This window comes from Citrobacter sp. Cpo030 (genome assembly GCF_030333005.1).
Taxonomy (GTDB): domain Bacteria; phylum Pseudomonadota; class Gammaproteobacteria; order Enterobacterales; family Enterobacteriaceae; genus Citrobacter; species Citrobacter portucalensis.
In genome coordinates this window covers 32,597-52,932 of sequence record NZ_JAOWGT010000040.1, presented here as the reverse complement: position 1 = coordinate 52,932, position 20,336 = coordinate 32,597, and the positions used below count along the sequence as shown (strand labels likewise).

At 53.5% G+C, this 20,336-nt stretch carries 18 protein-coding genes; 13 read left to right on the top strand and 5 right to left on the bottom strand.

Annotated elements, in window-relative coordinates:
• The first annotated feature begins 5 nt into the window (after window positions 1–5).
• The 6 genes from OGY37_RS01480 (at window position 6) to OGY37_RS01455 (ending at window position 7,888) form a co-directional block, all read left to right on the top strand.
• On the top strand, window positions 6–905 hold the full coding sequence (locus OGY37_RS01480; RefSeq protein WP_502873540.1) for an oxamate carbamoyltransferase subunit AllH family protein: 900 nt from the start codon (window positions 6–8) through the stop codon (window positions 903–905).
• Complete coding sequence (fdrA, locus tag OGY37_RS01475; RefSeq protein WP_286619874.1) at window positions 883–2,430, top strand: acyl-CoA synthetase FdrA; 1,548 nt, start codon at window positions 883–885, stop codon at window positions 2,428–2,430. Before OGY37_RS01480 ends, fdrA begins: the two co-directional genes overlap by 23 nt.
• The gene (locus tag OGY37_RS01470; protein ID WP_286619870.1) at window positions 2,430–3,848 is read left to right on the top strand and encodes a YlbE family protein; all 1,419 of its coding nucleotides are present in this window, start codon (window positions 2,430–2,432) and stop codon (window positions 3,846–3,848) included. Before fdrA ends, OGY37_RS01470 begins: the two co-directional genes overlap by 1 nt.
• A gap of 117 nt (window positions 3,849–3,965) precedes the next feature.
• On the top strand, window positions 3,966–5,516 hold the full coding sequence (locus OGY37_RS01465; protein WP_003825560.1) for a hypothetical protein: 1,551 nt from the start codon (window positions 3,966–3,968) through the stop codon (window positions 5,514–5,516).
• A 26-nt stretch (window positions 5,517–5,542) separates the two neighbouring features.
• Entirely contained in the window at window positions 5,543–6,493 is a 951-nt protein-coding gene (locus OGY37_RS01460; protein ID WP_286619868.1) for a carbamate kinase family protein, read from the top strand.
• 12 nt (window positions 6,494–6,505) lie between these two features.
• Window positions 6,506–7,888 (top strand): amidohydrolase family protein, encoded by a 1,383-nt coding sequence (locus tag OGY37_RS01455; RefSeq protein ID WP_286619866.1) that lies wholly within the window; start codon window positions 6,506–6,508, stop codon window positions 7,886–7,888.
• Between the two features lie 45 nt (window positions 7,889–7,933).
• On the opposite strand, the gene OGY37_RS01450 is transcribed toward OGY37_RS01455, so the two are convergent.
• On the bottom strand, window positions 7,934–8,836 hold the full coding sequence (locus OGY37_RS01450; protein ID WP_286619863.1) for a nickel/cobalt efflux protein RcnA: 903 nt from the start codon (window positions 8,834–8,836) through the stop codon (window positions 7,934–7,936).
• 120 nt (window positions 8,837–8,956) lie between these two features.
• Here OGY37_RS01450 and rcnR point away from each other — a divergent pair, with 120 nt between their 5' ends.
• Window positions 8,957–9,229, top strand: a complete 273-nt coding sequence (gene rcnR, locus OGY37_RS01445) for a Ni(II)/Co(II)-binding transcriptional repressor RcnR (RefSeq protein ID WP_003825567.1) — start codon at window positions 8,957–8,959, stop codon at window positions 9,227–9,229.
• A 733-nt stretch (window positions 9,230–9,962) separates the two neighbouring features.
• Here rcnR and OGY37_RS01440 read toward each other — a convergent pair.
• On the bottom strand, window positions 9,963–11,192 hold the full coding sequence (locus OGY37_RS01440) for an amino acid permease (RefSeq protein ID WP_008785724.1): 1,230 nt from the start codon (window positions 11,190–11,192) through the stop codon (window positions 9,963–9,965).
• A 142-nt stretch (window positions 11,193–11,334) separates the two neighbouring features.
• Window positions 11,335–11,790, bottom strand: coding sequence for a multidrug/biocide efflux PACE transporter (locus tag OGY37_RS01435; RefSeq protein ID WP_003846445.1), 456 nt, complete (start codon window positions 11,788–11,790; stop codon window positions 11,335–11,337).
• A 101-nt stretch (window positions 11,791–11,891) separates the two neighbouring features.
• Between OGY37_RS01435 and OGY37_RS01430 the strand changes: the two genes are divergently transcribed.
• The 5 genes from OGY37_RS01430 to araE all read left to right on the top strand — a co-directional run bounded on the left by OGY37_RS01430 (window position 11,892) and on the right by araE (window position 18,046).
• Complete coding sequence (locus OGY37_RS01430; RefSeq protein WP_003825574.1) at window positions 11,892–12,776, top strand: LysR family transcriptional regulator; 885 nt, start codon at window positions 11,892–11,894, stop codon at window positions 12,774–12,776.
• Between the two features lie 102 nt (window positions 12,777–12,878).
• A complete protein-coding gene (locus tag OGY37_RS01425; RefSeq protein ID WP_003825576.1) occupies window positions 12,879–14,057 on the top strand; it encodes an acetyl-CoA C-acetyltransferase in 1,179 nt (392 codons plus the stop codon).
• Window positions 14,058–14,656: 599 nt separating this feature from the next.
• The gene (kduI, locus tag OGY37_RS01420) at window positions 14,657–15,493 is read left to right on the top strand and encodes a 5-dehydro-4-deoxy-D-glucuronate isomerase (RefSeq protein WP_048215619.1); all 837 of its coding nucleotides are present in this window, start codon (window positions 14,657–14,659) and stop codon (window positions 15,491–15,493) included.
• 57 nt (window positions 15,494–15,550) lie between these two features.
• Entirely contained in the window at window positions 15,551–16,312 is a 762-nt protein-coding gene (kduD, locus tag OGY37_RS01415) for a 2-dehydro-3-deoxy-D-gluconate 5-dehydrogenase KduD (protein WP_003033923.1), read from the top strand.
• 315 nt (window positions 16,313–16,627) lie between these two features.
• Window positions 16,628–18,046, top strand: a complete 1,419-nt coding sequence (gene araE / locus OGY37_RS01410; RefSeq protein ID WP_003033926.1) for an arabinose-proton symporter AraE — start codon at window positions 16,628–16,630, stop codon at window positions 18,044–18,046.
• 106 nt (window positions 18,047–18,152) lie between these two features.
• Here the strand turns inward: araE and OGY37_RS01405 are convergent, their stop codons facing one another.
• Window positions 18,153–18,479: a cupin domain-containing protein gene (locus OGY37_RS01405; RefSeq protein WP_286619861.1), complete on the bottom strand. Its 327-nt coding sequence runs from the start codon at window positions 18,477–18,479 to the stop codon at window positions 18,153–18,155.
• A gap of 141 nt (window positions 18,480–18,620) precedes the next feature.
• On the opposite strand from OGY37_RS01405, the gene OGY37_RS01400 reads away from it, so the two are divergent.
• Complete coding sequence (locus tag OGY37_RS01400; protein WP_191236323.1) at window positions 18,621–19,328, top strand: aspartate/glutamate racemase; 708 nt, start codon at window positions 18,621–18,623, stop codon at window positions 19,326–19,328.
• On the opposite strand, the gene OGY37_RS01395 is transcribed toward OGY37_RS01400, so the two are convergent.
• On the bottom strand, window positions 19,300–20,235 hold the full coding sequence (locus tag OGY37_RS01395) for a LysR family transcriptional regulator (protein WP_008785717.1): 936 nt from the start codon (window positions 20,233–20,235) through the stop codon (window positions 19,300–19,302). The two genes, OGY37_RS01400 and OGY37_RS01395, sit on opposite strands and share 29 nt — an antisense overlap.
• Window positions 20,236–20,336 lie beyond the last annotated feature (101 nt).

Below are 20,336 nucleotides of genomic sequence, written 5' to 3'. Positions count from 1 at the left end.
CCATTATCGCTACGCCATTACGGCGATGCGTACGGGCGCTAACCGCAGACGGCGCGTTTCTCACTTTCCGGGGAACGGGACGGGTTGAACAGGTTTTTTCCCACGCGGTAAACCTGTTGATACCCGAACAGCAGCGGATGTTGACGTTGCTGAGTGAAGATTGTGATAACGCACCTAACAGCTGTCGGGTGGCGCTGACGCATTGTGAAGACCTGTTTCACCCCGGTGAGCGGGTCAGTTTTAGCGGGTCGGGAATAGTTGTTGGCAATGATAAATGGATAGAAACCGCAGGTTGCCTGCTGTGGCGAATACCACGGTGGACATCTGATGCAGCAAGCCTTGCCGCAGTCGGCTGGCAGCATTGGGAAGAGGTTATCCGCCAACAGCTAAAAAGCGACGACACATTATTTCTGTACCGGGGTGACAATCCGTTTTATCAGGAAATCACCCGTCAATTACTCAACCGCCGACAAACATTACTGACGGCGTTGCGTACAGGAGAAAATATTACTACGGCGGTCAGCCATTTAATTGGTTTGGGGATAGGGCTGACGCCCTCATCGGATGATTATTTAGTAGGTTTAAGCACCATTTTATTTATTCCCGGACATCCGCTGAGGAAATATCGAGACGATTTTTTAGCAGCATTACAACGTGCCGGAAATAATACAACGCTACTCAGCAAAATAACGCTAGAGGAAGCATTTAATCAGCGTTATCGGGAAAGCGTCGGACGGCTGCTGAACCAATTTATTACTGAGCAACAACCCGTTTCTACGCAATATATTACTGACATTAAAAATATCGGCTCAAGTTCTGGCTGCGACATGCTGTATGGCATGGCGGATGCCTGCGCCCTGAGCCACAGGTCCGGAGGGAATTATGTCGATCAGGATAGTTGTTAAAAAGAACACGTATTTTGATTCTGTCTCACTGATGTCTATCTCTACGCGCGCAAATAAGCTCGATGGCGTTGAGCAGGCATTCGTGGCTATGGCGACAGAAATGAATAAGGGCGTGCTGAAGAATCTCGGCCTGCTGACGTCTGAGCTGGAAGAGGCGAAAAGTGGCGATCTGATGATTGTCATTAAAGGTGCCAGCGAGGCGGCGAACGACCAGACGCTGGTGGCGATTGACGATCTGTTTACGCATAAAGAGCAGGGTGGCCAGCATGAAGCGCACTATGCCACGCTTGCCAGCGCGAAGAAGCATGTTCCTGACAGCAATCTGGCGGTGATCTCGGTCAATGGCCTGTTTGCCGCGCGTGAAGCGCGTCAGGCGCTGCAAAATAACCTCAATGTGATGCTGTTCTCTGACAACGTCTCTCTTGAGGACGAGCTGGCGCTTAAGCAGCTGGCGCATGAAAAAGGGCTGTTAATGATGGGGCCCGATTGCGGAACCGCCATCATTAACGGTGCGGCGCTGTGTTTTGGCAACGCGGTGCGTCGCGGCAACATCGGAATTATTGGTGCCTCCGGTACCGGCAGCCAGGAGCTGAGCGTACGCATTCACGAATTTGGCGGCGGGATTTCCCAGCTAATTGGCACAGGTGGACGCGATCTGAGTGAAAAGATTGGCGGCCTGATGATGCTTGACGCGATTGGCATGCTGGAGGCCGATCCGCAAACTGAGATCATCGCACTTATCTCCAAACCTCCTGCGCCAGCGGTGGCGCACAAGGTGCTGGAACGTGCACGCGCCTGTCATAAGCCCGTGGTGGTGTGTTTCCTCGGACGTGAAGCCGCGCCTGCGGATGAAAAAGGTCTGCAGTTTGCCCGCGGTACTAAAGAAGCGGCGCTGAAAGCGGTACTGCTGACCGGCGTGAAAAAAGAGAGCCTGGACCTGCATCCACTTAACTGGCCGCTGATTGAAGAGGTTCGCGCCCGTCTGACCCCGCAACAAAAGTACATCCGTGGCTTGTTCTGTGGCGGCACGTTGTGCGATGAGGCGATGTTTGCTGCCATGGAAAAACATGCCGAAGTTTACAGCAACATTCATCCGGATCCGGCGTTCCGCCTGAAAGATCTCAACCGCAGCGCGGCGCATACCTTCCTGGATTTCGGTGATGACGATTTTACCAATGGCAAACCGCACCCGATGATCGATCCCACCAACCGCATTAGTCGTCTGTTGCAGGAAGCGCGCGATCCTGAAGTTGGCGTGATCGTGATGGACTTCGTCCTTGGATTTGGATCACATGAAGATCCGGTTGGCGTGATGCTCGATGCGATCGTTGAAGCCAAAGCGATCGCCGCCGCAGACGGTCGTCCGCTTGAGATCCTCGGCTATGTGCTGGGAACCGATCTTGATACGCCGTCGCTGGAAAAACAGTGTCAGATGCTGACCGACGCCGGGGTTATCTGGGCGAGCAGTAGCACCAACACCGGATTGCTGGCGCGTGAATTTATCTGTAAAGGGGAGGAAGCCTGATGAGCCAGACACTGTTTAACCAGCCGCTGAACGTGATTAACGTCGGTATCGCGATGTTCAGCGATGATCTGAAAAAGCAGAACGTACCGGTGACCCAGCTCGACTGGATGCCGCCGGGCCAGGGCAACATGCAGGTGGTAGCGGCACTGGACGACATTGCCGATTCATCGCTGGCAGACAAAATCGCGGCCGCTAACCAGCTGGCGCTGGAACGCATTATCCAGTCGCATCCGGTGCTGATTGGTTATGACCAGGCGATCAACGTCGTGCCGGGCATGACCCGTAACACCATCCTGCACGCCGGGCCGCCAATCCGCTGGGAAAAAATGTGCGGCGCAATGAAGGGGGCGGTAACCGGGGCGCTGGTCTTTGAAGGGCTGGCGAAAGATCTGGATGAAGCCGCGGAACTGGCCGCCTCGGGTGAAATCATCTTCTCTCCGTGCCACGAGCATGACTGTGTCGGCTCGATGGCGGGCGTGACATCGGCATCGATGTTTATGCACATCGTCGAGAACAAAACCTATGGCAACCGCGCATATACCAATATGAGCGAGCAGATGGCGAAGATCCTGCGCATGGGCGCGAACGATCAGAGCGTTATCGATCGTTTGCACTGGATGCGCGATGTGCTGGGACCGATGCTGCGCGACGCTATGAAGCTGGCGGGCGAAATCGATCTGCGTCTGATGCTGGCGCAGGCGCTGCACATGGGTGATGAGTGCCATAACCGCAACAACGCCGGGACGGCGCTGCTGATTCAGGCGCTGACGCCGTGGATTATTCAGACCGGTTATCCGGTTGAGCAGCAACGTGAGGTGTTCGAGTTCGTCCTTAGTAGTGATTACTTCTCCGGACCGACCTGGATGGCGATGTGTAAAGCCGCAATGGACGCTGCGCACGGTATTGAATACAGCACCGTGGTGACGACGATGGCGCGCAACGGCGTTGAGTTCGGTCTGCGCATTAGCGGTTTACCGGGCCAGTGGTTTACCGGTCCGGCGCAGCAGGTGATTGGGCCGATGTTTGCGGGCTATAAGCCGGAAGATTCCGGACGTGATATCGGCGATAGCGCGATCACCGAAACCTACGGCATTGGCGGTTTCGCTATGGCGACGGCACCGGCCATCGTAGCGCTGGTGGGCGGTACGGTCGAAGAGGCCGTTGATTTCTCGCGCCAGATGCGTGAAATCACTCTCGGCGAAAACCCCAACGTCACCATTCCGCTGCTTGGTTTTATGGGCGTACCGACCGCTATCGATATTACGCGCGTAGGCAGCACTGGCATTCTGCCGGTGATCAACACCGCTATTGCGCACAAAGACGCGGGGATCGGCATGATCGGCGCCGGAATAGTTCACCCGCCGTTCGCCTGTTTTGAAAAGGCGATCCTCAACTGGCGCGACCGCTACTGCCAATAACAATAACCGGGGCTAACGCGGTTAGCCCCACAGTAGCGAAGCGAAAAACGTTGCTTACCTGCAGGGCTGGGCGATCTCCGCGATCGCAAACGATGCTTAACCTGTTAAGGATATTCCATGAACAGCATAAAACTAGAATGGAAACGTGGTGACTGGGCGGCTTACTTTGGGCTGATGACCAACAACCTGACTAACCTGCTGACAATGATGGGACTACTCATTTTTGTCGTCGGGATCCCTACCGAAATTGTCTATGGTCGCATTGCGCCTGCCTTTGGTCTGGCGGTGCTGGTGGCCAGCGTCTGCTACGCCTGGTTTGGCCTGCAGATGGCAAAGCACACCGGGCGTAACGACGTAACGGCGCTGCCGTCCGGACCAAGTGCACCGTCAATCTTCACCGTGACCTTCCTGGTGCTGATGCCGGTTTATCAGCAAACCAAAGATGCCAACTTCGCTATCCAGATAGCCCTGGTGTGGTGCTTTGTCGAAGCGTTGATCCTGGTGGGTGGCTCCTTCCTGGGCGAGACCATCCGCAAGATGATCCCACGTACGGTACTGCTTTCTTGTCTGTCCGGCCTGGGGCTGTTGCTGCTGGCGATGAACCCGATGCTGCAGGCATTCGAAGCGCCGACCGTCTCTTTCATCGTCCTGTTGCTGATCTTCATTAACTGGTTCGGTAAGAAGCCGATTTTTGCTCGTATTCCTACCGGTTTGCTGCTGCTGATTGCCGGTACGGCCCTGGCATGGATCTCCGGTTTACAAAGCCCGGAAGCCATTAAAGCGTCGATGTCTTCCTTTGGCTTCAACCCGCCGGAAATTCATGTCGACAGCTTCCTGCAAGGTTTACCGCACGCACTACCGTATCTGGCTTCTGCAGTTCCTTTGGGCCTGGCGAACTATATTTTTGACCTTGAGAACATTGAAAGTGCGCACGCGGCGGGCGATGAGTACAACACCCGTAAGGTCATGATGGCGAACGGCTTTGCTTCCATGCTCGGCTGCATGCTGGGTAACCCGTTCCCGGTGACCGTATATGTTGGGCATGCGGGCTGGAAAGCGATGGGTGCCAGCATCGGCTATACCCTCGCTTCAGGCATCACCATGTTCCTGGTGCCGCTGTTTGGGCTGGGGGCGTTTATGCTCGCCATTATTCCGATGACCGCGATAGTGCCGATTCTGGTGTTTATCGGCGTGGTGACCGCCAACCAGGTGGTGCGAGAAACGCCCAAAGTCGAGGTTCCCGTCATCTTCATCTGTCTTTTCCCGTGGATTGCCAACTGGGCATTGACCATCGTCAACAGCGTGATGGGCGCTGCCGGAACATCCGCGGGGAAACTGGGTAGCGACTTGCTGCACAGCAAAGGTGTCTATTACGACGGACTGGTGCATCTGGGAAGCGGCGCGCCGCTGGCCAGCATGCTGTGGGGCTGCGTCGCTATCTTCGCCATTATGAATAAGCCGCTGCGAGGGGCGATTGCCGCAGCCTTTGGCGCGCTGCTATCGCTGTTTGGCGTGATTCACTCCCCGGCGGTTGGCTTTGCGGAAGGCAGCTCGATGATGTTTGTTGTGGCCTACCTCATGATGAGCGGAATGTTTGTCCTTAAGCATGTTCTGGATAGCCGTGAAGCGGTGACTGCGCCTGAGCAGGAACCGACGAAAACGACCTGAATTGCCTGCAAGCGGAAGATAATACTATGAAAGAACTTGTGGTCGTTGCCATTGGCGGCAACAGCATTATCAAAGATAACGCCAGCCAGTCGATTGAACACCAGGCTGAAGCGGTGAAAGCGGTAGCGGATACGGTGCTGGAGATGCTGGCATCGGACTACAACATTGTGCTGACGCACGGTAACGGGCCACAGGTAGGGCTGGATCTGCGGCGTGCGGAAATCGCGCACGAGCGTGAAGGGCTGCCGCTTACCCCGCTGGCAAACTGCGTTGCCGATACGCAGGGCGGTATCGGTTATCTGATCCAACAGGCGCTGAATAACCGCCTGGCGCGGCGCGGTGAGCAGAAGGCAGTTACGGTAGTAACGCAAGTGGAGGTCGACAAAAACGATCCGGGCTTCGCTAATCCGACCAAGCCCATCGGGGCGTTCTTTAGCGAAGCGCAGCGTGATGAACTGCTGCGGGTCAATCCGGGCTGGCGCTTTGTTGAGGATTCGGGGCGCGGCTACCGTCGGGTAGTCGCCTCTCCACAACCGAAGCGCATTGTCGAGGCGGAGGCGATCAAAACGCTGACCCAGCAAGGCTTTGTGGTGATTGGCGCGGGCGGCGGTGGGATCCCGGTGGTGCGTAGCGATCAAGGGGATTACCAGAGCGTGGACGCGGTGATTGATAAAGATCTCTCCACGGCGCTGTTGGCACAGGAGATCCGCGCCGACATTCTGGTGATCACCACCGGCGTCGAGCAGGTTTGTATCCATTTTGGCAAACCCAACCAGCAGGCGCTGGATACGGTGGATGTTGCAACGATGACCCGTTACATGCAGGAGGGACATTTCCCGCCTGGCAGCATGTTACCCAAGATCGTTGCCAGCCTGGCGTTTCTGGAGCGTGGCGGTAAACGAGTAATCATCACCACGCCGGAATGCCTGCCTGCCGCACTGCGCGGCGAAACGGGCACCCATATTGTCCATTCCTGAGAGGAGACGTGAATGAAGGAAAGTAACAGCCGCCGTGAATTTTTAAGCCAGAGCGGAAAAATGGTGACCGCTGCCGCGCTGTTTGGCGCGGTCGCTCCGGTCGCGTATGCTGCTAATCCTGTCGGGAACACCTGCGGGTCGAAGAGTACAATGACGATTAACGATAAACACTATTACCTGGATAACGTCCTGCTGGAAGCGGGCTTTGATTACGAAAACTCGGTGGTGGTGCATACCCGTACCGCGCTGCAAACCGTTGAAATCCAGGACGGGAAAATTGTTGCGCTGCGTGGGAATAAGCAGCATCCGGATGCGACGCTGCCGCACTACGATGCGGGTGGAAAGCTGATGCTGCCCGCCATGCGCGACATGCACATCCATCTGGATAAAACCTTTTACGGCGGTCCCTGGCGTTCGCTGAACCGTCCGGCTGGCACCACTATTCAGGATATGATCCGCCTGGAACAAAAGCTGCTGCCTGAACTCCAGCCTTATACGCAGGAGCGCGCGGAAAAGCTGATCGATCTGCTGCAGTCAAAAGGCACCTCGATCGCCCGCAGCCACTGCAACATAGAACCGGTTTCCGGGCTGAAAAATCTCGAAAACCTGCAGGCGGTACTGGCGCGTCGCCAACCGGGTTTTGCCTGTGAAATTGTGGCGTTTCCGCAGCACGGCCTGCTGTTATCAAAATCTGAACCGCTGATGCGTGAAGCGATGCAGGCGGGAGCGCATTATGTCGGCGGTCTGGACCCAACCAGCGTGGATGGGGCGATGGAAAAATCCCTCGACACCATGTTCCAGATTGCGCTGGATTACGATAAAGGCGTAGATATCCATCTGCATGAAACCAGTCCGGCAGGCGTGGCGGCGGTGAATTACATGGTGGAAACGGTGGAGAAAACGCCGCAGTTAAAGGGCAAACTGACCATCAGCCACGCGTTTGCACTGGCAACGTTGAACGAACAGCAGGTAGACACGTTGGCGGGCCGCATGGCGACGCAGCAGATTACCATTGCCTCGACGGTGCCGATCGGTACCTTGCACATGCCGCTCAAGCAGCTGCGCGATAAAGGCGTGGAAGTGATTACCGGAACCGACAGCGTAATTGATCACTGGTCGCCGTACGGGCTGGGCGACATGCTGGAAAAGGCAAATCTGTACGCGCAGCTCTATATTCGCCCCAACGAACTCAACCTGTCGCGGGCGTTGTTCCTCGCCACCGGCGATGTGTTGCCGCTTAACGAAAAAGGTGAGCGCGTTTGGCCGAAAGCGCAGGATGAAGCCAGCTTTGTTCTGGTGGATGCCTCCTGTTCGGCGGAAGCGGTCGCGCGAATTTCTCCACGCACCGCGACCTTCCATAAAGGGCAACTGGTGTGGGGCAATGTCGAAAGCTAGCCTGGTTTTACGCGCAGCGGCAATCGCTGCTGCGCTCTCTTAGTGTTAACCGACGATCCCCATATAGCCGTGAATCCCCATATATAAGCCGACCATAGCAATGAGCACACAGGAAAAATAGGGTGCTTTGCGTGCAATCGTGTTAAATCCGCTCCAGCGTTTGGCCGCCTGCTGCACGCTGATTGCCGCTCCCACGCCCACCGTTACCAGCGTCAGTGCCAGCCCGAGGCTAAAGCACAGCACCATGGTGGCACCCAGCGTGAAGGCTTTGAGCTGGATGCAAATCAGCAGCACCGTAATGGCGGCTGGACACGGGATAAGCCCGCCGGTCAGACCGAACAATAATATTTGGCCGTTGGTGACCTCTTTGCCCGCAAAGCGGCGCTGAATATCGGTGGCATGCGCCCGTTCGTGGGCATCCTGATACTCTTTCGAGCCTTCGGTGAGTCCTGCCAGTGCGGCATGGTCGTGATTATGCTCGTGTTTGTGTTCGTGATGGTGATGGTGATGGTGATGATCGTCATCGTGGTCATGATGATGGTCGTCATGATCATGGTGGTGGTGATGCCCGTGATCGTGGTCGTGATGCGTCTGGGCCAGCCAGTTCTGCTCTCCCTGCCAGGTTCGCCAGAACATCCAGAATGCGGTCCCGAGAATAATTATCGCCGAGATAAATTGCAGCCAGGGCTCAACGGCCTGGGCGGTAAACGCTTTGCTGATATACATGCCACCGAGCGCAATCAACCAAACTACGGCGGTATGCGACAGCGTTGCTGCCAGCCCCAGCATCACCGCCTGTTTGATGGTCCCCTTAATGGCAATAATAAAGGCCGCCATCATCGTCTTGGAATGCCCCGGCTCCAGGCCGTGTAACACACCCAGTAGAATCGCGCTGGGAATGAAAAACCAGGCGTTGCCTTGCTGAAGAAGCGTAGAAAACTCACCCATGAGAATGATTCTTAGTTGTTTAGTTTCGTCTGATTCTACTCCCCCCCAGTATCAAATACTACCCCCCAGTAGAATGTCGATGGTATTGTCCCTACAGCCAGACGTTAAAAAGGTAAAGTTATGTCACATACGATCCGCGACAAACAAAAGCTGAAAGCCCGAACCAGCAAGATTCAGGGGCAAGTAGCGGCGTTGAAAACCATGCTGGATGAACCGCATGAATGTGCGGCGGTATTGCAGCAAATAGCGGCAATCCGCGGGGCGGTAAATGGATTAATGCGTGAAGTGATTAAAGGTCATCTGACCGAGCACATTGTGCATCAGGGCGATGAAATTAAGCGCGAAGAGGATTTGGATGTGGTCCTGAAAGTGCTGGATTCGTACATCAAATAAGTCAGTTTAACGGCTCATCCACGTTCAATACCGTCCAGTTAAGCATGTAGGGTGAACATGTGATTCTTTCTCAGGGTTCCGTTCACCTCAGCAGTGTTATTTTTCTGAAGCATCGATACCCGTGAACGTGTAAAGGGCGTTCTTCGCCACGCCCTTTACAATCCCGGCTCCCGGCGGGAAAATTGCCGCTCCGCGGTCCCCTCCGCTTATTCCTCCAGGCTACCGGGGCGGGCGCGAGGTAGCTTCCCTGCAAAGCGCGCCCTGAGCCAGCATCCATGCTGGCTCTCCCGGGCTTACGGAAACACGTCGGCAATTTTCAGCCGGACCAGCCCACACCTCACCATCTGCGTTTTTGGTCTGAACAGCAAAACAGATTTAACTGGAAATCAGAGCGTTGAAGCGATGACTCGGGTCCGGCTGAAAATCGATGAGGAGTTGACGTCTGACCGGGGCTGTCCGCAGGGATGCGGACAGAGGGGACGGCCTGCATGGACGCAGGCTCGGCCCCGACCCGGCAGGCAGACGGCATAAGACGAATGAATCGCGTAGCGACGATTTTCCCGCCGGGAGCCTGGGTTGCAAGGGAGGCGGCGGTGAGCCTCCCTTGCACGTTCACAGGAATCGGTGCTTCAGAGAAACGATGAACATGAGGTGAACGGAACCCTTCTCTGAGATAGCATGTTCATTACTTCCGCCAACACAGGTTGATGCTTTAGCCGTTAAACAACACGTTCTAGCCAAAAAACATCACAGATACGCACAGCAGACCGACAATCAGGGTGATCAGATTACCCACTGAACGGTACGGTTTCAGCGCCGGGATCAGATAGGTAGATAATGTCGGCATGATAAACAGAATCATGGCAATCAGCGGGCCGCTTATCGCGTAAATCATTGAAATGGCATTAGGATTAATGCAGCAAATGATAAACGTGATAGCCGAGACCAGCATGATGGACAGAGCGCGGTTAAAGGCCCGGCTTTTCTTCACACCCACCTGATGCAACGACGTTTTTACTACCTCCGTTGCCCCTTCAATCACGCCAAAGTAGGTGCCGAGGAACGATTTTGACATCGCTACGACGGCAACGATGATCCCGGAAATCGACAGCCATGCCGGCGCGTTTGGCATCATCGACAGCGCGGAAAGAATCGTCACGCCTTCATTTTTCGCGTCTTCGATATAGTTTGTCGGAATCGAAAGCAAACAGCTGAAGACGAAAAACAGTACGCTCAGGCAGATGATGACGTAGGCTACCTTCATGATTTTTTTGCATTTACCCATGGCCTGCTCGCCGTATTTCTCTCGTCTGTCGATGGCGAACGTAGAGATAATTGGCGTATGGCTAAAAGCGAAAACCATCACGGGAATAGATATCCAAACCTGATGAAGCGTGTGCTGATCGAAAGACATCTGGCCGGTGAGTAGCGTTGGCTGCCAGCTTCCGGTCAGGTAGAGCGAAAGGAACAAAAAGTACGCGATCAGCGGGAACACCAAAAAGCCCATGACCCGAATAGTGGCTTGTCGGCCCATCAGAAAAATCAGGTTCAGCACCAGCACCACGCCAAGGCTGACCAGCATGCGGATCCGTAGATCGATAGTGATATGTTTTGCCAGCTGTTCTGTGAGTGAATTGGTTATCGCCACGGCGTAGATCAGCACCACCACAAAGAAGGCAATAAAATAGAGGGTGGTGATCAGGCTGCCAATTTTCTTGCCGTAGTAGTGCGTAACCGCGCCAGTGATCCCTTCACCAGCCGACGTTTTTGAGGACAGGATAAACTGGCATAGCGCCTTGTGCGGCCAGTAGGTTAAAGGCCAGGCGACGAGAGCGGTGATAAACAATACCACCGCGCCTGCAGAACCCAGCTGTATGGGGAGGAAGAGGGTTCCTGCGCCGACGGCAGTCCCATATAGTGCGAAGCTCCAGAGAGTCTCTTCTTTTGACCAAAATTTCGACATTATTTGAACGTATCAACTATAAAATAAACAAAAAGAAGCGCAATTTACCACAAATGGCAGGGGCTGGGGGAGATGTGAACAAGCGGGCGAGTGAATGGGACAATAGCCGGAACCGAGAAGATTCCGACTATTATTTTAATTATCAGGCAGTAACGCGCTGCTGGCGGCGCTTCATAACGCGCTCGCGTAACGTGTCATAAGCCCAGTTATAGAACATGGTGTACGGCAGGAAGAACAGGAAGAAACCTATTTCCAGCGTGAATGCCTGAAGCAGGCTGACGTTCAGCACATACGCCACGATGCTCACCCCGATCACAATAAAACCGCTCTCAAAACCTAAGGCGTGAAATGCTCGCACTTTCGCCGTACGTTTTACCAGGTGCGACGGCCACAAACGGTCAAACAGGGCGTTATAAATGATATTCCAGATCATCGCTGTAGTGGCGAGAAGAATGGTCAGTCCGCCCATTTCCAGCACCGAGCGCTGCATCAACCATGCGGTGGTTGGTGCGAGAACAGCGGTGGCAATGCCTTCAAAGCAGACGGCATGAAAAATACGCTCCACTAACGAGCGGCGTTGGACAGTATCGTGTTGCATAACCTAAAACCTTCATTGATGCCCGGATAACGGAATGGTGGCAATTTTATCGTTTTATGTGATATCTAAAAGATAGTTCCCATCGATAAAGTAGATAGTTCATGCGTTACTCTCCTGAAGCATTAACGGCATTTGTGGAGACCGTTTCCTGCGGTTCATTTTCTGCGGCGGCCCGGCGGCTGCGTAAAAGCCAGTCCACTATCAGTACGGCCATTGCGCATCTGGAAGCCGATCTTGGTTTTGCACTGTTTGACCGCTCATCCCGCCAGCCGACGCTAACCGAAGAAGGTAAGCGGGTGCTGGGCTATGTGCAGGCAATTTTGACGGCCAGCGAACGTCTCGATGAGGCGGCGATCTCGCTGTCGGGTGAAACTGAAGCGCGTCTGACCTTCGTGCTTTCGGACACGCTGCATCCGGATGTGCTGGAAGAGTTGATGGTGCAGTTTGATCGCAAGTTTCCCCATACCGAGTTTGAATGCCTGATTGGCGAAGATGAAGACGTGATCGATCTGCTGCAAAAAGGACGCGCACAGGTGGGGTTGATCGAAGCGCGGGAGGATTACCCGACCGACATGGGTGTTACGCGTCTGCCGATGCAAACCTGGATGGGATTATACGTTGCAGCGTCGCATCCGCTCGCGGCTCAAGAAAAACTGCAGTGGGAGCAACTACACACCTGGCGCGAGCTGCGTCTGAATACCTATCTGGAAAGCGGCACCAACGTGGCGCGCGGCCCCGTCTGGTCTGCTCCTAACTACCTGTTATTGCTAAGTATGGCTGTTCAGGGATTTGGCTGGTGCGCGCTCCCTTGTGCGTTGGTGGAGGAGTTTGCGGCAGAAAAACCACTGGTTCAATTACAACTGCCCGGCTGGCCAAAGGCTATCTCTATCGATCTGTTGTGGAATAAGAAATCACCGCCTGGTGTGGCAGGAAGCTGGTTGCGTGACCATTTGCAGCAGAGTGGCGTTCAGATGACCAATAAGTGATACGAATTTCCTTTGTGATAAAAATCACCGTTTTTAAACAACCTTGATAACTATTTTTAACAATCATCTACTATTGCGGTGTTATTTTGCGCTGAGGTAGTGATGAAAGAGGTTGTGATCGTCGGGGCATTAAGGACACCGATTGGCTGCTTCCAGGGGACGCTGGCGCGCCACTCTGCCGTTGAGTTAGGCAGCATGGTGGTCAAGGCGTTACTGGAACGCACGGGCGTGGACGTTCACGCTGTGGATGAAGTGATCCTCGGACAGGTGCTTACCGCAGGTGCCGGGCAGAACCCTGCGCGTCAGTCTGCCATCAATGGTGGGCTACCCAATACCGTTTCCGCCATCACCATTAACGATGTCTGTGGCTCGGGTCTGAAAGCGCTGCATCTGGCGACCCAGGCTATCCAGTGTGGCGAAGCCGACATTGTGATTGCGGGCGGACAAGAGAATATGAGCCGTGCACCGCATGTCCTTACCGATAGCCGCACTGGCGCACAGCTAGGGAACAGCCAACTGGTCGACAGCCTGGTACATGACGGTCTGTGGGATGCCTTCAACGATTATCACATGGGCGTTACCGCGGAAAACCTGGCGCGAGAATACGGAATCAGCCGAGAATTGCAGGATGCCTACGCGCTGCACTCGCAGCACAAAGCGCGGATGGCAATTGATGCCGGACGTTTTAAAGATGAAATCGTGCCGGTGGTAACGCTGCGTAACGGGCAATCGTTCGTGGTGGACACCGACGAACAACCGCGTACCGATGCCAGCGCCGAGGGGCTGGCGCGTCTGGATCCTACCTTTGACAGACTCGGTTCGGTAACGGCGGGTAACGCGTCATCCATCAACGATGGCGCCGCTGCGGTGATGATGATGAGTGAGGCCAAGGCGCAGGAACTGAACTTACCTGTGTTGGCCCGTATTCGCGCCTTTGCCAGCGTCGGGGTCGATCCCGCGCTCATGGGGATTGCGCCAGTGTATGCAACGCGCCGCTGCCTTGAGCGTGTGGGCTGGCAACTGGCTGATGTTGATCTTATCGAAGCTAATGAAGCCTTCGCCGCGCAGGCATTATCCGTAGGGAAAATGCTGGAGTGGGATGAACGGCGGGTAAATGTGAACGGCGGAGCCATTGCTCTCGGCCATCCGATTGGCGCATCTGGCTGCCGAATTCTGGTTTCACTGGTACATGAAATGGTGAAGCGTCGGGCGCACAAAGGACTGGCAACGCTGTGTATTGGTGGTGGTCAGGGGGTGGCGCTCGCTATTGAACGAGACTAATACCCGTCATATTTCAAGCTGCATGTGCGTTGGCTTTTCTCGCTCACCCCAGTCACGTACTTATGTACGCTCCGGGGAATTCGCTGCGTCGCCGCCTTCCTGCAACTCGAATTATTTAGGGTATATATTTTTCTTCTCAAACAGTTTTCTGCCGTGTTATCTCTTCCTCTATAAAAAAGCCCTCCAACAGGAGGGCAAGGCCAGTTACAGAAACATACACTCTAAACCCTACCAACATATCAAAACGTTGTTTCATTTCATGTGATTGATAGCGCACTTTGTTAGAAAAGGTGTGTGAATGACGTATGAGCCTGGCTGCGTTTTCAATATCTTATCCCTGCCACTAATGATCTACTCTTTTGTGTTTTTATCTATCTAATTGTTTTAAATAATTTTATTGAAACCATTTTTGCGATTTATTTGCGCTAGCGTGATCGCACTTACACTTTTGATAATAAGATCCGGAAAAAGTGAAACATCGTTTTAGTTATAATTGAAAACACATTCAGGGAGGGATATCATGAGCGCATAAGATAAAACGGAACAGCGTTTTGCTATTCGTTTAAGCATTCACGGTCAATTTATCACTGGAGGTAAATGTGGACGTAAGACAAAGTATCCATAGTGCGCATGCGAAAACCCTGGACACTCAGGGGCTGCGTAATGAGTTTTTGGTCGAAGAAGTGTTTGTCGCAGATGAATACACCATGGTCTACAGCCACATCGACCGCATCATTGTTGGCGGCATTATGCCAGTGGCCAAAACCGTCTCTGTGGGTGGCGAAGTCGGCAAACAGCTGGGCGTAACCTATTTCCTCGAACGTCGTGAGCTGGGTGTGATCAATATCGGCGGCCCGGGCACGATTACCGTTGACGGCCAGTGCTATGAAATTGGTCATCGCGACGCGCTGTACGTCGGAAAAGGGGCAAAAGAAGTGGTATTCGCCAGTATTGATACGGCGAAACCGGCGAAGTTTTACTACAACTGCGCGCCGGCACACACGACTTACCCAACTAAGAAAGTCACGCCGGCAGACGTTGCGCCAGTGACGCTGGGTGATGACCTCACCAGTAACCGTCGTACCATCAACAAATACTTTGTGCCGGATGTACTGGAAACCTGCCAGTTGAGCATGGGTCTGACTGAACTGGCACCGGGTAACCTGTGGAACACCATGCCGTGTCATACCCATGAACGTCGTATGGAAGTCTATTTCTACTTCAATATGGAAGAAGATACCTGCGTCTTCCACATGATGGGTCAGCCTCAGGAAACGCGTCATATTGTGATGCACAACGAGCAGGCGGTGATTTCTCCAAGCTGGTCTATTCACTCCGGTGTCGGCACAAAAGCTTATACGTTCATTTGGGGCATGGTCGGCGAAAACCAGGTCTTTGATGATATGGACCATGTTGCAGTAAAAGATCTGCGCTAGTTGCGGGCGACAGCCGTGCCTGCTGCGGTGGGCATTATAAAAAATTAAGGATTTACAATGATTTTGAATGCATTCTCTCTTGAAGGTAAAGTCGCCGTTGTGACCGGTTGTGACACAGGTTTGGGTCAGGGTATGGCGCTTGGTCTGGCTGAAGCAGGTTGCGATATCGTCGGTATCAACATTGTTGAACCGACAGAAACCATCGAACGCGTGACCGCACTGGGCCGCCGTTTTTTAAGCCTGACCGCCGATCTGCGTCAAATCGATGGTATTCCGGCGCTGCTGGAGCGCGCAGTGGCAGAATTCGGCCATATCGATATTCTGGTCAACAACGCGGGTCTTATCCGTCGTGACGATGCGATCGACTTCAGCGAAAAAGACTGGGATGACGTGATGAACCTGAACATTAAGAGCGTGTTCTTTATGTCTCAGGCCGCGGCGAAGCACTTTATCGCTCAGGGTAACGGCGGCAAAATTATCAACATCGCCTCTATGCTTTCCTTCCAGGGCGGGATCCGCGTGCCGTCTTACACCGCGTCTAAAAGCGGCGTAATGGGCGTTACCCGTCTGATGGCGAACGAGTGGGCAAAACATAACATCAACGTCAACGCGATTGCACCGGGTTACATGGCGACGAATAACACTCAACAGCTGCGTGCTGATGAGCAACGTAGCGCAGAAATCCTCGATCGTATTCCGGCGGGTCGTTGGGGTCTGCCGAGCGATCTTATGGGGCCTGTCGTGTTCCTGGCGTCCAGCGCATCTGACTATATCAACGGCTATACCGTTGCAGTAGATGGCGGCTGGCTGGCACGTTAATTCGCTTTCCAGAACCGTTAAACCCTGCCCTCTGGCAGGGTTTTTTTATATTCGGATCATTAAAATCCATATTGTGGTTATAAATTATTCCATATTAAATTTCATACGTATAAATTTATTGTTTTTAATATTCTTTAATATCAATGAATTAAATTTAATTGAGTGATTGTCGGTAAATTTTAAAATTGGAATATCCATCACATAACCATGTGGTGTAGCTATTTAATCCATGTTTTTGCCGTTTCCCGCCTGACGCTTCCTGCAAGGGATCCCTTACTTTCAATGGCATGGTTACTCTGTATCTGGCAGGAAAAAATGGTCTCAATAAATAATGATGCTGCTTTAGCGCCGCGCCCAGTGCGCGATACGCGACGTATGAATATGTTTGTTTCTATCTCTGCGGCTGTCGCAGGGTTGTTATTCGGCCTGGATATTGGCGTGATTGCTGGCGCGTTGCCTTTTATCACCGATCACTTTGTGTTGACCAGCCGCCTGCAGGAGTGGGTGGTAAGCAGCATGATGCTGGGTGCGGCAATTGGTGCGCTGTTTAACGGTTGGTTGTCATTCCGCCTGGGGCGCAAATACAGCCTGATGGCGGGCGCGATCCTTTTCGTCGTCGGATCTCTGGGCTCGGCGTTTGCCTCCAGCGTAGAAATGCTCATTTTTGCCCGCGTGGTGCTGGGCGTAGCGGTGGGGATCGCGTCTTACACCGCACCGCTCTATCTCTCCGAAATGGCCAGCGAAAACGTGCGTGGCAAGATGATCAGTATGTATCAGCTGATGGTGACGCTGGGTATCGTTCTGGCCTTTTTGTCCGATACCGCGTTCAGCTACAGCGGTAACTGGCGCGCTATGCTTGGCGTGCTGGCGCTTCCGGCTGTATTGCTGATTATTCTGGTTGTTTTCTTGCCCAATAGCCCGCGCTGGCTGGCGGAGAAAGGTCGCCACATCGAAGCTGAAGAAGTACTGCGCATGTTGCGCGATACGTCAGAAAAAGCCCGCGATGAGCTGAACGAAATCCGTGAAAGCCTGAAGCTGAAGCAGGGTGGTTGGGCGCTGTTTAAAATTAACCGTAACGTGCGTCGCGCGGTTTTCCTCGGAATGTTACTGCAGGCGATGCAGCAGTTCACCGGGATGAACATCATCATGTATTACGCGCCGCGCATTTTTAAAATGGCGGGTTTTACCACCACAGAGCAGCAGATGATTGCCACGCTGGTGGTTGGCTTAACGTTTATGTTCGCCACCTTTATTGCCGTCTTCACGGTCGACAAAGCAGGACGTAAACCGGCGCTGAAAATTGGTTTCAGCGTAATGGCCATCGGGACACTGGTGCTTGGTTATTGTCTGATGCAGTTTGATAATGGCACGGCTTCCAGTGGACTATCCTGGCTGTCAGTTGGCATGACGATGATGTGTATTGCAGGCTATGCGATGAGCGCCGCGCCGGTAGTGTGGATCCTGTGTTCGGAAATTCAGCCGCTGAAATGCCGTGATTTTGGTATTACCTGCTCCACCACCACCAACTGGGTGTCGAACATGATCATTGGCGCAACGTTCCTGACGCTGCTCGACAGCATTGGTGCCGCCGGTACGTTCTGGCTCTATACTGCGCTGAATGTCGTGTTTATTGGTATTACGTTCTGGCTGATTCCAGAAACCAAAAACGTCACGCTGGAGCATATCGAACGTAAGCTGATGGCAGGCGAGAAGTTAAGAGATATTGGGGTGTAAGTCAGACAAGCATGCCGGATAGCGGTTCAGCCTTATCCGGCCTGCGAGTGGAGTCTCTTATAGGCCGGGAAAGCGTCAACGCGACCCGGTTTTTTTAATTAGCGCCTTACCCGTGAAGAAAATCTTCGCGAATTGGGGTAAAGGTATCCAGCAGCGTTCCCGGTTTTAAGCAGACGCAGCCATGCATAATGTTGGGCTGTTTATACAGGGTATCGCCCGCCCTAACGATATGTTTCTCTTCGCCGATGGTAAATTCAAACTCACCGGACAACACGTAAGTCAGCTGTTCGTGCGGATGATGGTGCATCGGGCCGATTGCGCCTTGCTCGAAGTTCACCTCAACCGCCATCATGTTACCGTCGTGAGCAAGAATGCGCCGGGTAACGCCATTGCCCAGATCGTCAAGCGTGGTCTCTTTATGAAAAATAAACATCCGGCCTTCCTGTAATTAATTAAAACAATGTTTCATTAAACCTATATCAGAAAATTAAAAAAAGAAATGCACGCCAACAGATGTGGAAAGTTGATCACATCTTTGGTTCACTGGATAGACAACAACGAGTCAGGGGAAATGATGAAAACGATCGGTCTGTTAGGCGGTATGAGCTGGGAATCTACCATTCCTTATTATCGACTCATTAATGAAGGGGTAAAACAGCGTCTGGGTGGACTGCATTCGGCACAGATTCTGTTGCACAGCGTGGATTTTCACGAGATTGAAGCCTGTCAGTCAAGCGGTGACTGGCAGCGAGCCGGTGAGATCCTCGCGCAGGCCGCCACAGGGCTACAGCAAGCCGGGGCGCAAGGAATTGTGCTGTGTACCAACACCATGCACAAAGTTGCTGAGGCGATTGAAAGCGCCTGTGATGTGCCGTTTCTGCATATTGCCGACGCGACGGGGCGGGCGATACAAAAGCAGCAAATGAGCAACGTGGCGCTACTGGGTACGCGTTACACCATGGAGCAGGATTTTTACCGCGGGCGTTTACAGACTGAATTTGGCATTAGCACGCTGATCCCTGAAGCTGATGATCGTCAGAAAATAAACCAGATTATTTTCGACGAGCTGTGTCTCGGTGAATTCAGCGAGGCTTCCCGCGATTATTACCTGGGCGTCATCGACCAACTGGCGAAACAGGGGGCGCAAGGGGTGATCTTTGGCTGTACCGAGATTGGTCTGCTGGTTCCCACCGAGCTAAGCCCACTACCGGTTTTCGACACCGCGGCAATCCATGCGCAAGATGCGGTGGCGTTTATGCTTTCGGCTGCGGATGCAAAATAGCCTCCAGTGGGTCAATAAGCCTCGGTAGATGGGCCTGCAGATGTGCCGTAAAAGCATCAACCAGCGCCGAGGCGGGGCGATGAAGTGGGTGAATCAGGCTGACTGTAAAGGGTACCGAAATACTGAAGCGGCGGATAACGACTCCGCTGCTGGCGTAATCCAGCGCGGTCAGTGGGTTTACCACCGAGATCCCAACGCCCGCCCGCACCATTGCACAAATTGAAGCAGCGCTATGGGTTTCAATCACCATGCGGCGCTTCACCTGGTGCTCATTAAACAGTGTATCCAGTAGCTGACGGTAGCTGTCGGTCCGCGACAGGCTGATGTAGTTTTCCCCCTGAAAATCCTGCGGCGTTAATACCGCTTTCTTAGTCAGCGGATGGCCCTGCGGCAGCACGCACACTTCATCCAGCGCCAGCAATTCGGTGCGTTTCGTTCCGGCAGGCGTATGCAGCGTTTCCGTTAACCCCAGATCGTGGCGCTGCGCCGACAGCCACTCTTCCAGCAGCGGTGACTCCTGCGGCACTATCTGAATATTGACCTGTGGATAGCGTGCGAGGAATGGCTGCAGCAGCGGCGGTAAAAAAGACTGTGAGAATACCGGCAGGCAAACAATCGACAATTCGCCCTGGCGAAACTCACGCAGGCTTTCGGCGGCGCTCACAATTCTATCAAGGCCATACCACGAACGTTGCACCTCTTCAAACAGACGTAACCCTTGCACGGTTGGGTGCAGTCGGCCACGCGTGCGTTCAAACAGCGTTAATCCCAGCACTTTCTCGAATCGGGCCAGTTCCCGGCTGACGGTGGGCTGCGAGGTATGTAGCATGCGCGCGGCTTCTGTCAGATTGCCTGCCGTCATGATGGCGTGAAAAATTTCGATGTGTCGCAGGTTAACGGCGGGCATGGGCAATCCTCGAATGAATCAATCCATATCATTTTTGCATAGACTCACGATAAAACGATATTTTTTATTCTTTTCGGGCTGTGGCGTAATCATAAAAAAGC